This window comes from Vogesella oryzagri, assembly GCF_040148885.1.
Classification (GTDB): domain Bacteria; phylum Pseudomonadota; class Gammaproteobacteria; order Burkholderiales; family Chromobacteriaceae; genus Vogesella; species Vogesella oryzagri.
In genome coordinates this window covers 102895-118185 of record NZ_JBEFLD010000010.1, presented here as the reverse complement: position 1 = coordinate 118185, position 15291 = coordinate 102895, and the positions used below count along the sequence as shown (strand labels likewise).

Here is a 15291-nt window from a genome sequence, read left to right as displayed (position 1 = left end):
AATCTGTTTCAACGATGTGTGAACGGGTCGGATTACTCGACGATGCCCATCACGTCTTCTTCGCGCATAACCAGCAGCTCTTCGCCGTCAACCTTCACGGTCTGGCCGGAGTACTTGCCGAAGATCACCTTGTCACCAACTTTCAGTTCCAGCGCACGGCGGTCGCCGTTTTCCAGAATCTTGCCGTGGCCCACGGCCACAACTTCGCCCATGTCCGGTTTCTCGGCAGCGGCACCCGGCAGAACGATGCCGGAAGCAGTCTTCTCTTCGGCTTCAAGGCGTTTGATAACAACACGGTCGTGCAGAGGACGGATTGCCATTGATCTCTCCTGAATCAGTAGCTATGTAAACGATTATCTAGCTTGTGGACAGGCTGGGAAGCATCACTAGCACTCCCAGCTTGCGAGTGCTAATCATAGGGACGAGGTAAGTAGCTTTCAAGAGGGGAACAAACAGAAATTGTGTGATCGTGAATTGGGCCAGAGCGCTAACCCTTGCGTAAGGTGAGCCAATGCGGAGTCCGAAAGCGCACAATAAGCCGGTACAGGTAGAGATACCCAAGCACAAACAGCATCACAAAAACCAACAGCACCCATGTCCTGTTCCAGAAAAGCATGGCTGGCAGCACCGAAAAGGAGCAAAGCAGCCAGAGGTAGGGAGAAGTCAAACTATTACGCTGAATAAGATGGCGAGTCTCATGGGAGCCAACCATCCAGCGCACTAGGCGTCGGTAGATCATTTGATGTAAATGCAGCGCATCAGCTCCCACCACCCCTCTCCCCTGCAGAAACTTGCGCCGATAGATGGAGAACAGCGTTTCAAATACCGGATAGATTACACAAAGTAGCGGAAACCACGGCGACACTTCCGCATTTCGAGAGACGAGTAGTACAGAAATCTCTGCGATCATAAAGCCAATCAAGTAGGCGCCGCCATCGCCAGCAAAGATCAACCCCCTCGGGAAATTCCAGAACAAGAAGCCAAGAATTGCCCCTATCATAGCCATACAAACACTCATAAGCACAATGTCATGGACTTTTATGCAAACATATGCTATAGCAGCAAAAATAAATACTGACACCATCCCCGATAAACCATTGTAGCCGTCAATGATATTGAACGCATGAGCCACTCCACTCACTGCAACTATAGTTACAAGTAAAGATAACCACCAGTAGTGTGCCAACATGTGATCAATGGCTGGAACACCCAATCTAATCAGCATAGCCTGAATCAAAAAGCAACCGAGCATTGCTGATACAAAAGTAGCTAACAGGCGCTCCAAAGGCCCAATTTTCTTGGTGACATCCTCCAGCAGCCCAAAGCCGAATGCTGGCAGGGCAGACAACAGCAACAGCAAAACCCATATCGACGTATTAAGATAACCAGATAGCGCACAACCTACCAGTAAGCCCAGCATGATGGGAACCCCCCCAATGCGTGGCACAGGTACAACGTGAAATTTCTGCACTCCGATAATGTCAGAATCGGCAGTAAAATTAGAATGCAGATGCGAGTATTTGATAAGGAAAAAGCTCGCCAAGAAAGAAACCAACATGGCAATCAGGAGAATTTGCAGCATTTGGGAGCGAATCCATTGTTATGATCAGAAAATTGGCAGTTTAAGTAGCGAGCAAGACTATGCCCCATGAGCAAGTTTATAACAACATATGCAATATACTCAGAGCTCCAGTTCGACTAACTTCGACTCTACTTTACTGAAATTTACAAAATTAAACCGATAGCTACCCGGAGGTTTCATTCATGATTCTAGTAACTGGCGGTGCTGGCTTCATTGGCGCCAACTTCATCTTTGACTGGCTGTCTATTAACAACGAAGCCGTCATCAATATCGATAAGCTCACCTACGCGGGCAACCTGCAGACTTTGAACGCGATAGAAGGAGATGGACGCCATCATTTTATTCGTGCCGACATTGGCAACCGTGCACTACTGTCGTCACTCTTGGCCAAGCATCGTCCCCGCGCCATCATCAACTTTGCAGCCGAATCACACGTCGATCGCTCCATCTACGGACCGGATGAATTTATCCAGACCAATGTTGTCGGCACGTTCAACCTACTGGAAGCCGTTCGAGGCCACTGGAGCGGGCTTGCAAAAGATGAGAAGACATCCTTTCGCTTTCTACATATCTCCACTGATGAGGTTTACGGCTCACTAGCTCCAGATGGCGCACCGTTTACCGAAACTAATCGCTACGAACCCAACAGCCCCTACTCAGCCAGCAAGGCCGCATCTGACCACCTAGTAAGAGCTTGGCATCATACTTATGGCCTGCCAATATTAACTACTAACTGCAGTAATAATTATGGGCCATATCATTTCCCTGAAAAATTGATTCCAGTCGTCATTCTGAATGCTATTGCCAGCAAACCGCTACCCATTTACGGTGATGGTCAGCAAATTCGCGACTGGCTCTACGTAAAAGATCACTGCTCAGCCATACGTCGCGTACTGGAAGCAGGCAAAGTGGGTGAGACCTACAACGTGGGAGGCAGCAACGAAAAAACCAACCTAGATGTGGTTAGCACCATCTGTACCATTCTCGATGAGTTGCAGCCGCGCAATGATGGTAGGTCATACACGGAGCAAATTACCTTTGTCGCTGATCGCCCAGGGCATGACCACCGCTACGCAATCGATGCTCGCAAACTGGAGCGGGAGCTTGACTGGAGGCCTACCGAAACCTTCGACACCGGTATTCGCAAAACGGTAGCTTGGTATCTAGCAAACCAAGAATGGACCGATGCAGTAACCACTGGCAGCTACCGACAGTGGCCGGGCACCCATTATGGAGACTAGACATGATCCAGACTCTGATCGCAGGAAGCAATGATTAACCTAGTTTTGAGCTGCAGAGCCCTTGACTGTGACCAGCAAGCCACTCTCCTCGGTCGTCCCGGCCAAGACTTGTGCGATACCGTGGCCATTCGGCACCCTCTAGATCACCCACAAATGACAAAATTATAAACATTACAATCTACATCACAGCGGGCAGGGATGAAAGTTATGCCATTAAATTAAAATTTCGACAATAATTATGCGCAAGTCATACGACATGATATAAATATAGAAACATGCCCATGTTAATCCATTACTACATCGATTATGCATTATTTGGTGGGGGAGGAAAGCCGGACTTATCAGGAGGTGGATTTAACTAGTCGACAATCCGTTCGGCGCCTACAAGCTTGCAGACTAAGAAGCCACCAACGCCTTTCGCGGTGAACCATGCCATTTTCCGCACCAGCTGGACATTTTGCGCTCACAGTGGCAGTTTCCTGAAGGCAATCTTGCCCTTTACTAGCAAACGCGATGCACTACAACACCGTAGCCGACTAGGTTTGTGCACTGATACTGGCCATCTTGCAGGCGGATGTAACAGTATAGGAGCAACGTTAGTCAGCATCCAGAGTGTCCCACAAGAGGCCTTTATCAGCTCAGTAGGACCAGGGGTTCGTTGGTTTAATCACCCAAGAGTGCTGACACAATTAGCCGGAGCAAACGAAATGCCTCTGAAATTATCTTATTTAAATATTGCCCCACTTCATCTTCTGCCCCCTCCTCCTTCCTCATTTCATCCGAGCAACTCGCGACTGGATTTCAGTAGAGTTCGCGAAATTTTTGATATTCAATTACCCAGCAAGCAAGACGATGTACAACATGTACTCTCACAGCTCTGCCAACGTTGACCAATGAGATCCACTATGAAGAGCAAAGGCATAATACTGGCCGGAGGCAGCGGCACCCGTCTTTACCCAGCCACCCTGGCAGTGAGCAAGCAGTTGTTGCCCATCTATGACAAGCCGATGATCTATTACCCGCTAAGCACGCTGATGCTGGCAGGTATCCGGGACATACTGATTATCTCCACCCCGCAAGACACCCCGCGCTTTGAGCAGTTATTGGGTGACGGCAGCCAATGGGGCATCAACCTGCAATACGCAGTGCAGCCCAGCCCCGATGGCCTCGCGCAAGCGTTCATCATTGGTGAAACATTTCTGGCGGGCGCACCTTCCGCACTAGTGCTTGGCGATAACATTTTCCATGGCCATGACTTCCCAAAACTGCTGAAGGCGGCCAATACCAAAGCGGAAGGTGCGAGTGTATTTGCTTATCATGTACACGACCCAGAACGCTACGGTGTAGTAGCCTTCGACAGCCAGGGCAAGGCTCTGTCCATAGAAGAAAAGCCCGCCAAGCCAAAGTCCAATTACGCGGTAACCGGTCTGTATTTCTACGACAACCAGGTAGTGGATATTGCCAAGTCAATAAAACCCTCTATCCGTGGCGAGCTGGAAATTACCGATGTTAACAACCGCTATCTACAGCAAGGCCAGCTTGACGTACAAACAATGGGGCGGGGATATGCCTGGCTGGATACTGGTACACATGAATCCATGTTGGAAGCCAGCCAGTTTATTGCTACCGTAGAAAATCGACAGGGACTGAAAGTAGCCTGCCTAGAAGAAATAGCCTATGTTCAGCAATGGATTAACGCAGACCAACTGGAACAGCTGGCACAACCGCTGAAGAAAAATGCCTACGGGCAATACCTTCTGCAGCTGCTGAAGTAAGAAAGCAAGCCTATTCATGAAAATTATCGATACCGCAATTTCGGACGTCAAAATCATTGAACCAGCCGTATTTGGCGACGACCGGGGGGTTTTCTTCGAAAGTTTCAATCAGAAGCGCTTTGAGGAAGCCATTGGCCACAAGGTCGATTTCGTACAAGACAACCACTCCCGTTCAGTTAAAGGAGTACTGCGCGGGCTGCACTACCAGTTAGCGCCCCATGCACAAGTCAAGCTGGTACGCTGCGTGGTGGGCGAAGTCTTCGACGTGGCTGTGGACATCCGCAAGTCGTCACCGACTTTCGGCCAGTGGGTTGGGGTAAATTTGTCAGCGGAAAACAAACGACAGCTGTGGATTCCGGAAGGATTTGCGCATGGTTTCTTGACGCTATCCGATGAAGCAGAGTTTTTGTACAAGACCAACAATTACTATGCTCCACACAGTGAAGGCTCCATCCGCTGGAACGACCCCGAACTAGCGATTGGCTGGCCACTGGAGGGGGGAGAACCGTCACTGTCTGCCAAGGATGCGGCTGCGCCATTTTTTGCGCATCTCGAAGGAGGCTCGCATGAAAATTCAGCTAGTACAATTGCAGACGCACGGTGATGCGCGAGGCGCTCTAGTCGCACTAGAAGACGCTAAAAATGTGCCGTTTGAAATACGCCGGGTATATTACTTGTTTGCTACCCAGCCCGAGATCAGGCGTGGCTTGCACGCACATCACAAACTCAAACAAATGTTGATTGCGGTACGCGGCTCCTGCCGTATTCTGCTGGATGATGGCAAAGAAAAAATCAATATACTGCTGGACGACCCAACTCAGGGTTTGATTATTGATTCATTAATTTGGCGTGAGATGTATCAGTTCAGCGAAGATTGCGTATTGCTGGTGCTAGCAGATCAGCATTACGATGAGAGTGATTATATTCGTGACTATGATATTTTCATAAAGACAGTGAGGCAGGCATGAGCAAGTTGTTCATTGTAGGAGCCGGTGAGTTTGCGCAAATTGCCTATGAGTATTTTACGCATGATTCCGAGCATGAGGTGGTTGGTTTTTGTGTAAACCGTGAATATATCAAGGAAACCACCCTTTTTGGGCTGCCAGTGACTGCTCTTGAAGAGGTGGAACAAAAATACCCGGCATCCGAATTTCTTGCTTTTATTGGAATTCCAGCTAGTGACATGAATCGTTTGCGCATGCGTTTATATTTGGAGATGAAGCAACTAGGGTTTCGTTTTGCCAGTTATGTCAGCTCGCGTGCCTTTACGTGGCATAACGCAGTAATTGGTGAAAACACTTTCATTTTCGAAAACAACGTCATACAACCATTTACGCGAATTGGCAACAATTGCATTTTATGGAGCGGCAATCATATAGGGCATCGCACAGTGATTCATGATCATTGCTTCTTGACTTCTCATGTAGTGGTCTCTGGTTACTGCGACATTGGTAGCGGATCATTCCTTGGTGTCAATTCGACATTAAACGATAACATAAAGATTGGAACGCATTGCCTAGTCGGCTCTGGGTCATTGATCGTCAAAGATACAGAAGCAGAACGAATTTATGTGGGCAACCCGGCTAGAGCTGTCCCAGGGAAAAGTAGCTTTGAAGCGGGTATTTGATCATGATATGGGAAAAACTTGGGCTGGTGTATCAGGCGGATCAACATTCCAATGAAATGTGGAGGAACAACTCTGCGCTTACGCCTCAGCCATTCAGGTTAAATGCGGAAACCATCCGTGTCTTTGCAGGCTTTAGGGATACCGATGGCATTAGTCGCATCGGCTATGTAGATGTTGCTGCTGCAAATCCGCAGATTGTCTCTGCCATTTCAGAACACCCCGTATTGAATATTGGTCGTGATGGCTGCTTTGACGACAATGGTCTGATCATGGGAGATGTCGTTCAGGCCGGAGACGATGTGTATTTGTTCTATGTTGGCTTTCAGCTGGTGAAAAAAGCCAAATTCCTAGCATTTTCTGGGGTTGCTATTTCCAGGGATGGCGGAAACACCTTTATGCGCCTGTGTGAATCTCCTGTGCTTGGGCGCGCAGATGGTCAGGCATTTATCGGTGCGATTCATACCGCGAGGTTTGAAAACGGCATCTGGCGACTCTGGTTCGCCCAGGGAGACGGCTGGGAAATGATCAATGGTGTTCCTTACCCCCGTTATCATATTTGCTACACCGAAACAAAAGATCTGCTGAATATTCCGCGTCACTCTAAAATTTGCGTCCAGTGTGATTATCCAGACTACCGCATTGGTAGGCCGAAGGTTTATCGCCTGCTTGATGGTAACTATTTGATGTATGCCACTAAAGGTTCGGTTTTAGGGGACTATTTCCCGGTCGCCTTTCGTAGCTACGATGGGATCACTTGGGAGGAGGATCAAGCCCCGCTTGGCATTACCCTGTCTGAGAGCGGATGGGACTCACAAACCTTATGCTATCCGGCATTGCTGGCTGGGGAGCGGGAAACCTGGATGTTTTACAACGGCAACCAGATGGGTGTAGATGGCTTTGGTGTTGCACGCCTTGCCAGCACGTTGCTTGGTACGTAAAAGTGAAGGGTGTTTGATGGTAGATGCAATACAGGTCCGCCCATACTCTCCGGAGATGCGGGCGGACTGGAACGAGTTTTTACAAAAATCCCGCACCCCATTATTCATGTTTGAGCGGGATTTCATGGATTATCATGCGGACCGGTTTCACGATGCATCCTTGGTATTTTATCGAGGCAACAGCATGCTGGCCGTGTTTCCTGCCAATTGTTGCGACGGCACTGTGTATAGTCATCAAGGGCTGACATATGGTGGTTTGATTACCACAGTTAACGCAAAAAGTACGGATATTGAATCTGCTTTTTCTGTGATGGCAACACACTATCGTGCTGCGGGAATGCATAGTGTGATATACAAGAAAGTACCATGGTGCTTTTCAGTCAATTTTTGTGAGGAAGATATTTATTTTCTGCATCGCCAAGGGGCAAAACTGATTCGCCGAGATCTTTCGAGCGTGATTGATCTGATCAGCAGGCCAAAGCTATCCGACTCACGAAAGAATTTATTGAAAAAGGCAGCTGCACGGAGCTTGGTGTGCATGCCGTTAGATGATGTGGAAGTATTTCATGCGCTTTTAAGTACGGCACTTGTCAAGCACAATGCTGTTCCGGTACATAGCCCGGCCGAGTTGCAGCTGTTGTCCAACCGTTTCCCGGAGAAGCTGCGTTTGCATGGAGTCTATCTTGATGGCGAATTACTGACCGCAGCCTGTTTGTTTGATTTTGGCAGGATTGTGCATACGCAGTATTTGGCCGCGTCGCAAACTGCAAGACAGATAGGGGCGATGGATTATTTGCTTGAGACACTGATTCATCGCGCAACCTCAGACGGGAAAAATTTCTTTAGCTTTGGCATATCAACTGAAGATGCGGGCAAGTATTTAAATCAGGGGTTGATTGCCCAAAAGGAAGGCTTCGGAGCGCGCGGTTTGGCTGTTGATTTTTATGAGTGGAATTTGTAATGATCAATTTTCTTGATCTTAAAGCAATCAATCTGCAATACGCAGATGAATTGAAGGCAGCCTTTGCTAAGGTACTAGATTCAGGTTGGTATATTCTTGGCGAAGAAGTAAAAGCATTCGAAGAAGAGTTTGCTGCATATTGTGGTGCCACCCATGCAGTGGGTGTGAGTAATGGCCTGGACGCCCTGCATCTGATTTTACGAGCTTATGGGATTGGTCAAGGCGATGAGGTGATTGTCCCGGCCAATACCTATATCGCCACATGGCTTGCCGTAACGTATGCTGGTGCGACCCCCATCCCGGTTGAGCCTTGCGTGGACACCTTCAATATTGACCCGGCCTGCATTGCTGAAGCGATCACGCCACGTACCCGTGCCATTTTGGTGGTGCACTTGTATGGGCAGCCTGCTGACATGGATCCGATCATGGCTCTGGCTGAAAAGCATGATTTGAAAGTGATCGAAGATGCTGCTCAGGCACATGGTGCGTGTTACAAAGGTCGCCGTGTCGGAACGCTGGGTCATGCTGCCGGTTTCAGTTTTTATCCCGGCAAAAATCTCGGGGCTCTAGGCGATGCCGGTGCAGTAACTACTAACGATGCCAAACTGGCCGACAAGGTGCGAGTGTTAGCGAATTACGGGTCGCGAGTCAAATATCACAATGAAGTTAGTGGATTCAACTGCCGCCTAGATGAATTGCAGGCGGCATTTTTGCGCGTGAAGCTGCAACACCTGGACCAAGAAACGGTGAGAAGACGAGATGTGGCAGCGCGCTATTTTACTGGCTTGCAGGGATGTGACTTGATGCTGCCGCAGGTACCGGCGCAGATTGAGGCGGCGTGGCATCTGTTCGTTGTTCGCTCTACACAGCGCACAGTCCTGCAGCAGGCGTTGGCTGAGCGGGGGATTGGTACCATGATTCATTACCCAGTCGCGCCACATTTGCAGCCTGCCTATGCCTGGCTGGGGTTGAATCGTGGTGCCTTTCCATTGTCCGAACGCTTGCATGACCAAGTACTCAGCCTACCGATGGGGCCCACCCTTAGTAACACCGAGGTGGAACAGGTGATTGCCGCCGTGCGGGCTGAATTAACATGAAAAAGTTATTGTCTGTTACATTTTTTAGCGGCCTGCTGACCCTATTGCGCATGTCATGCGGATTTGTGATTGCAAAGGTAGTAGCGGTTCAAACTGGACCAGCAGGTATAGCAATGTTAGGGCAAGTCCAGGGGTTTGTCGGTGCCTTAACTAGTGTAGTGAGCGCACCAGTAAGCAATGGAGTCGTTCGCTACACAGCGGCAAACCAAGCTCTCGGACACGAATTTTGTGCACCTTGGTGGCGCGCCAGCATACATTGGCTAATTGTGATGCTGATATTAGCCATCCCCCTCGTTTGTGCTTTTTCATATCAATTGTCCGGCTTATTGTTTTCAACATATCAATACAATTGGGTAATTATCTTAGCCGGATGTGTCTTACCTCTTGCTGGATTGAGCACATTGTTTACGTCAGTTCTGAATGGCATGCAAAATTATAGACGCTATGTCATTTCAGGTATGATCTCGGTCGTTTGTTCGACAATATTAATGCTCATTTTGATCTGGTCTTACGCAACTTCAGGTGCTTTGGCGGCAGCAGCAGTCACCTCGGCGGTATCAGGGGCAGTGCTGTTACTGCTCGTACGGCATGAGCCTTGGATGCACAGGCGACTGTGGTTCGGCAGGCCTGACATGAGGAAATTCCGCGAGATAGGCGCATATGTTGCCATGGCAGTGACAAGCTCAATTTGCGGCCCGCTATCTTTGATCTTGGCACGGAGATTTTTAGTTGACCATTCTGGCTGGGACACTGCTGGACAATGGCAGGCGGTATACAAAATTTCAGAAGTGTACCTTGGTGTTATCACAGTTGCATTGAGCACATACTATCTACCTAAACTATCCTCCTTGAGTACACCGGATGAAATAAAGCGAGAAATCTGGGTGACTGGCAGGCTGATAGTACCTTTAGTCGCTTTAGCTGGGCTGCTGATTTATTTATCGCGCGAATGGATCATTGTTTCATTATTTACAAAAGATTTCCGCCCAGCCTCAAATTTATTTGCAGTTCAATTAACTGGCGATGTGATAAAAATTGCAAGCTGGTTGGTAGCTTATCCTATGATTTCGCGTGGCGCCGTAAAGTGGTTTATAGGATCTGAACTGGTTTTCTCTTCAACTTTCGTATTTTTTTCTTATATTCTCGCCACCCAATTCAACGCCATTGGCGTATGCATCGCCTACACCATTAATTATACCTTATACTTCATTTTTGTTTCATTAAATCTAAAGAGATTCTACATATAGCCCAGGAAATGCGATGATCAGAACAGTGTCGATTTTTATTTTATTATACAAAAATCAAGAATTAATCAAACCCGCTTTACAAAGTATTTTTTCACAGAAAATCCCTGACGAACTAGAAGTCGAGCTGATTATATCAGATGACGCAAGCCCCTGTTTTGATTGCAGAAAACTAAATTACCTCATAGACGAAATCTCCAGAACTAATAAAAAAATTCGTCATAAAATTCTCCGTCAAAACCAAAACCTGGGAACTGTTAAACATTTAAATTCAGTACTTACCAATTTATGCGGAGATATAATTATTCCTTTAGGAGTGGACGATGCCCTTTATGATGAGTATACAATCCACTCAATTGTTGATTTTTTCAATAACAATCAGTGCCTAGTAGTGACTGGCCGACGAGTTATTTATGAAAAGGGTTTCTCCAAGGAATTGTATAGGGCTCCGAGTGCGAGGCTTGACCCACTGTTCATGAGTGAAGACCAGTCGAAATTGCTCAGCTACATGTATAAGAACGGAAATGTAATAAGTGGCGCCAGCACATATTACCATAGAGAATTATTTAAAATAACTGACTCATTTGATGAAAACTATCATCTTCTCGAAGACTTTCCTTTTTATATCAAATTATTAAGTTCTGGTTTTCGAATCCACCTTATGGATAGACCAGTCATCAAATATCAACTTGGCGGCATCTCTACATCGGACCATATAAATCCGTTACTAAAGGCTGACTTTGTTAAATTATATCAAAAACTTTTGATAGACTCCAATTCTGGAAAAAAACATAGACGACACATACAATTTAAATTGTTTAAATTTGACGCATACAAACTTAGTTTTTTTGAGCGACTTGGCCTTCTCGATGTAGTCTTCATTAACCATTTACGCATTTTTATTGGTAGGTATATCATGCTATGGCGCAGGTTGAGAAAGTTTTTTGATTTTTAGCCTACCGCGTCGTAGGAATTATTATTCAATGGCTTTGACTAGTAATAGCACCTAACCGAATGGGCCACCCTACAACATAGCCCCCAGCACCAATTGGGAAGTTTATACACGGCATGAAAAGTAAAGGAGTCTCCCCGTAGCTCGCCCAAATCTGTGAGCACGATGGCATGAGTGGTTATAAGCCAACCAGAGCCACTTAGCTACAGCAGTTGCGACGCCAAGGCACTCCATAACAGTCGAAGATAGCCTAGAAAGCATTGCACCGACAGCCGTCGCTAATAACGCAATGTGCATTGCGGCATCGACATAGAAATGTTAGGAATTTGCACCTTAATTGTCACCAAACTTAGAGCTGCTAAAAACCGAGGGCAGCGGTCTAGCCTAAGGGTTTGGTCGCCCCCCCCTTACAAAAGGCTAAAGTGAATTTTACCAGTACAGTCGGATTACAATACAATTCTTTGCCTGCTGTTGAATGCGAATAGGCATAAAACTGATGGTGAGAGACCTTAGCCAAACTGCTTTTGTGAGCACTGATACAGAGGCACTTCCCGGCATGGAGTTAATCGCAGTCAATGCTCAACCTCGAAAGTCTAAGGCAAGTCCAGTTCTGAAAATAGAAACAACACCACCCGAACACGGAAACATAAAAAATGCAATGCACCGCCATACTGGTAACATATCTTCCTGATGCTTATCAATTAAAATTAACCATCGACTCCCTAACAAAAAATAAACTAGAAATAGTTATCATTGACAACACTCCAATAAAAAAAATCAACAATACTTCCTATCAACTTCACTCAAGCACAAGCGGGATAAATTATATATGCCTTGAAGAAAATTATGGAATTGCAAAAGCTCAAAACATTGGAATTCAACTGGCCTTAAAAAATCATACCGATTATATTTTACTCAGCGATCAAGACACCGTCTACCCAAGCAACTTTTTTTTAGAAATGCTAAGTGAACTAAAGGAACTTCAAGCAAGAGGGGAAAAAGTAGCCGCCATTGGCCCCGCCTATTACGATGAAAATAAGCCGGACACCCCACCTTCATTTGTAAAATACAAGAATGGCGAATTGCATCAAATATCCTTGAAATCAGGAGCAATTGAAGTTTCTCAGCTAATTGCTTCAGGCACATTAATTCCAACAGAAGCCATCAACCAAGTCGGTCTAATGAATCCAGATTTATTTATAGATTGGGTTGATATGGAGTGGTGTTGGAGAGCTATAAATGCCGGATTCTCTATCTACGGAACTTTCAATGTAACTATCAACCATCAACTAGGTGATTGTTCGCGTAAAATAGGTAAAAAAATAGTCACTATTCATTCCCCATTTAGAAATTACTTCATCGTCAGAAATGGGCTTCACCTAGCGCTACGCGGAGTACTTCTTGACAAAATTCAGCACCAGCGTCACCTAATAAAAAAAGTATTGCTTTATTTTTTTGGAATGGCACTTCTTTCTGACAACAAGATTACAGACATAAAAATGATGACTCGGGGCATTACTGATGCCATCCGCGGACGATTGGGGCCACTGCAATGAAGATGATCTCAGTCACCGCATCCATTGTTTTATTTCGCCATACTCCACAAGATCTAAACAAAACCCTTGACTCGCTGACCAATCAGCCAGAGGTCAGCAGAATCATTTTGGTAGATAATGGAGGTTCTGACTGGGCCAACGACATTAGAGATAGTCGATTCCACTATATTAAAGCCCCATATAATATTGGATTTGGTCGTGCACACAACTTGGCCATCCGGCAGTTTGCTGACAAAAGTGACTATTTCATAATCTGCAATCCCGACATTAATTTTGGGAAAAGCACAATAAAGGCTATTCTCGATGAAGTGGAAAACTACCCTGCAGGGTTATATATGCCACAAATTGCCTACCCTGACGGCAGTAGGCAGGAACTGTGCAAACTATTACCATCGCCAATTGATCTCTTTGCCAGACGCTTCTTCCCTCCGCTCGCAAAATTTACCGACCCGCACTACTTACTGCAACACGCGGACTTTAATCAGCCTTTTTTTGCGCCATCTCTTTCTGGCTGTTTTATGTTCTGCCGCTCTACTGCACTAATAGCACTAGACGGTTTTGATGAGCGGTTTTTTATGTACATGGAAGACGTTGATTTAGCAAGACGGTTTGCAGATAACTACGGAACTTGCTACATACCTGTTGCGACCGTATGTCATGAGTTTCAAAAAGATTCATACAAAAAAACCAAGCTACTCAAATATCACATAATATCTACCATAAAATACTTCAACAAATGGGGTTGGTTTTTTGACAAGGGCCGCCGTAATTTAAATAAAAAATGTCTGAGCATGCTACCAACCATGCTAGATAATACAAAAAAATAAAACCCACCATGAGGTGGGTTTTATTTGGAACAGCAACCTTAACTACCACACCTGCATGTAGCTCAGCATCCCCTCCGCCGCCTGACGACCTTCGAACACCGCACGCACCACCAGATCGGCACCGCGTACCTGGTCGCCGCCCGCGAAGATTTTCGGGTTACTGGTCTGGTACTTGATCTCGCCATTACTGCTGGCAAGGGTACGACCGTTGGCCGCAGTGGCAATGCCCTGGCGTTCGAACCAATCAGCGGCTTCGACCTGGAAGCCGAAGGCGATGATGACGTGGTCGCATTCGATCACTTCTTCGCTACCCGGCACGATCTCGGCGTTGCGGCGCCCCTTGGCATCCGGTGCACCGAGGCGGGTTTCCGCCAGTTTCAGGCGCAGGCTGCCGTCGGCGGCCTGTTCGATGCCCATCGGCTGACGATTCCACAGGAATTCCACACCCTCCTCGCGCGCGTTGTTCACTTCGCGCTTGGAACCCGGCATGTTGGCCTCGTCGCGGCGGTAGGCACAGATTACCTTCTTGGCGCCCTGGCGGATGGAGGTGCGGTTGCAGTCCATGGCGGTGTCACCACCACCCAGCACCACGACGCGTTTGCCTTCCATCGACACCGGGGCTTCGCCGGCCGGCAGGGTGTCCAGGCACTGGCGCACGTTGTTGATCAGGAACGGTAGCGCTTCCAGCACGCCCGGCAGGCTTTCGCCTTCAAAGCCGCCTTTCATGTACTTGTAGGCGCCCATGCCCATGAACACGGCGTCGTACTGGCTGAGCAGCTCTTCGATCTGGATGTCGCGGCCGATCTCGGTGTTGAGACGGAACTCTACCCCCATGCCTTCCATGATTTCGCGGCGACGCTGCACCACGCTCTTCTCCAGCTTGAACTCCGGAATGCCGAAAGTAAGCAGGCCGCCGATTTCCTCATAACGGTCGAACACCACCGGGCGCACGCCGTTGCGCACCAGCACGTCGGCACAGCCAAGGCCGGCCGGGCCGGCACCGATGATGGCGACTTTCTTGTCGCTCCACACCACCTTGGACATGTCCGGGCGCCAGCCAGCCTTGTAGGCTTCATCGGTGATGAATTTCTCGATGCTACCGATGGTTACGGCACCGAAGCCGCCCTGCTCCAGGGTGCAGGCCCCCTCGCACAGGCGATCCTGCGGGCAGACGCGGCCACAGATCTCCGGCAGGCTGTTGGTCTTGTGCGACATTTCGGCTGCTTCGAACAGCTTGCCCTCGTTCACCAGCTTCAGCCAGTTGGGGATGTAGTTGTGCACCGGGCATTCCCACTCGCAGTAGGGGTTGCCACAGGACAGGCAGCGCCCGGCCTGCTCGGCAGCATCCACTGTGTGCAGCGGGGTATAAATTTCTTTGAATTCGATCTTGCGCACCGCGACTTCTACCTTGTCGCCAGGGTTGCGCGAGAGCTTCATGAACTGGAAAACGTCACCCATGATTCCGTTCCTCTGATGATGCGGCCAACGTTG

The 15291-nt window shown here is 47.8% G+C and carries 16 protein-coding genes; 13 read left to right on the top strand and 3 right to left on the bottom strand.

What is annotated here, in order from left to right; all coding sequences use genetic code 11:
* Nucleotides 1–32: 32 nt before the first annotated feature.
* Nucleotides 33–320 (bottom strand): co-chaperone GroES, encoded by a 288-nt coding sequence (gene groES / locus ABNW52_RS17430; protein WP_174873374.1) that lies wholly within the window; start codon nt 318–320, stop codon nt 33–35.
* A gap of 167 nt (nt 321–487) precedes the next feature.
* Complete coding sequence (locus tag ABNW52_RS17425) at nt 488–1582, bottom strand: MraY family glycosyltransferase (protein ID WP_349590602.1); 1095 nt, start codon at nt 1580–1582, stop codon at nt 488–490.
* Between the two features lie 182 nt (nt 1583–1764).
* On the opposite strand from ABNW52_RS17425, the gene rfbB reads away from it, so the two are divergent.
* The 13 genes from rfbB (at nt 1765) to ABNW52_RS17365 (ending at nt 13800) form a co-directional block, all read left to right on the top strand.
* Nucleotides 1765–2823 (top strand): dTDP-glucose 4,6-dehydratase, encoded by a 1059-nt coding sequence (gene rfbB, locus ABNW52_RS17420; protein ID WP_349590600.1) that lies wholly within the window; start codon nt 1765–1767, stop codon nt 2821–2823.
* Between the two features lie 422 nt (nt 2824–3245).
* Nucleotides 3246–3713: a sugar nucleotide-binding protein gene (locus ABNW52_RS18585; RefSeq protein WP_386108426.1), complete on the top strand. Its 468-nt coding sequence runs from the start codon at nt 3246–3248 to the stop codon at nt 3711–3713.
* A 15-nt stretch (nt 3714–3728) separates the two neighbouring features.
* The gene (gene rfbA, locus ABNW52_RS17415; RefSeq protein WP_349590598.1) at nt 3729–4598 is read left to right on the top strand and encodes a glucose-1-phosphate thymidylyltransferase RfbA; all 870 of its coding nucleotides are present in this window, start codon (nt 3729–3731) and stop codon (nt 4596–4598) included.
* 16 nt (nt 4599–4614) lie between these two features.
* Nucleotides 4615–5202, top strand: a complete 588-nt coding sequence (gene rfbC, locus ABNW52_RS17410; protein WP_349590596.1) for a dTDP-4-dehydrorhamnose 3,5-epimerase — start codon at nt 4615–4617, stop codon at nt 5200–5202.
* Nucleotides 5165–5566 carry a sugar 3,4-ketoisomerase gene (locus ABNW52_RS17405; protein ID WP_349590594.1) on the top strand — a complete coding sequence of 134 codons (402 nt, stop codon included), beginning with the start codon at nt 5165–5167 and terminating at the stop codon, nt 5564–5566. Before rfbC ends, ABNW52_RS17405 begins: the two co-directional genes overlap by 38 nt.
* On the top strand, nt 5563–6225 hold the full coding sequence (locus ABNW52_RS17400) for an acetyltransferase (protein WP_349590591.1): 663 nt from the start codon (nt 5563–5565) through the stop codon (nt 6223–6225). The genes ABNW52_RS17405 and ABNW52_RS17400 overlap by 4 nt, the downstream gene beginning before the upstream one ends.
* Before the next feature lie 2 nt (nt 6226–6227).
* Nucleotides 6228–7163 carry a hypothetical protein gene (locus ABNW52_RS17395; RefSeq protein WP_349590589.1) on the top strand — a complete coding sequence of 312 codons (936 nt, stop codon included), beginning with the start codon at nt 6228–6230 and terminating at the stop codon, nt 7161–7163.
* Complete coding sequence (locus ABNW52_RS17390; RefSeq protein WP_349590586.1) at nt 7117–8124, top strand: GNAT family N-acetyltransferase; 1008 nt, start codon at nt 7117–7119, stop codon at nt 8122–8124. The genes ABNW52_RS17395 and ABNW52_RS17390 overlap by 47 nt, the downstream gene beginning before the upstream one ends.
* Nucleotides 8124–9221, top strand: coding sequence for a DegT/DnrJ/EryC1/StrS family aminotransferase (locus ABNW52_RS17385; RefSeq protein WP_349590583.1), 1098 nt, complete (start codon nt 8124–8126; stop codon nt 9219–9221). Before ABNW52_RS17390 ends, ABNW52_RS17385 begins: the two co-directional genes overlap by 1 nt.
* On the top strand, nt 9218–10468 hold the full coding sequence (locus ABNW52_RS17380) for an O-antigen translocase (protein ID WP_349590580.1): 1251 nt from the start codon (nt 9218–9220) through the stop codon (nt 10466–10468). The genes ABNW52_RS17385 and ABNW52_RS17380 overlap by 4 nt, the downstream gene beginning before the upstream one ends.
* A gap of 13 nt (nt 10469–10481) precedes the next feature.
* On the top strand, nt 10482–11420 hold the full coding sequence (locus ABNW52_RS17375; RefSeq protein ID WP_349590577.1) for a glycosyltransferase family 2 protein: 939 nt from the start codon (nt 10482–10484) through the stop codon (nt 11418–11420).
* A 650-nt stretch (nt 11421–12070) separates the two neighbouring features.
* A complete protein-coding gene (locus ABNW52_RS17370; protein WP_349590574.1) occupies nt 12071–12973 on the top strand; it encodes a glycosyltransferase family 2 protein in 903 nt (300 codons plus the stop codon).
* Nucleotides 12970–13800: a glycosyltransferase family 2 protein gene (locus tag ABNW52_RS17365; RefSeq protein ID WP_349590571.1), complete on the top strand. Its 831-nt coding sequence runs from the start codon at nt 12970–12972 to the stop codon at nt 13798–13800. Before ABNW52_RS17370 ends, ABNW52_RS17365 begins: the two co-directional genes overlap by 4 nt.
* Before the next feature lie 42 nt (nt 13801–13842).
* Here the strand turns inward: ABNW52_RS17365 and ABNW52_RS17360 are convergent, their stop codons facing one another.
* Entirely contained in the window at nt 13843–15258 is a 1416-nt protein-coding gene (locus ABNW52_RS17360; protein WP_349590569.1) for an FAD-dependent oxidoreductase, read from the bottom strand.
* Nucleotides 15259–15291 lie beyond the last annotated feature (33 nt).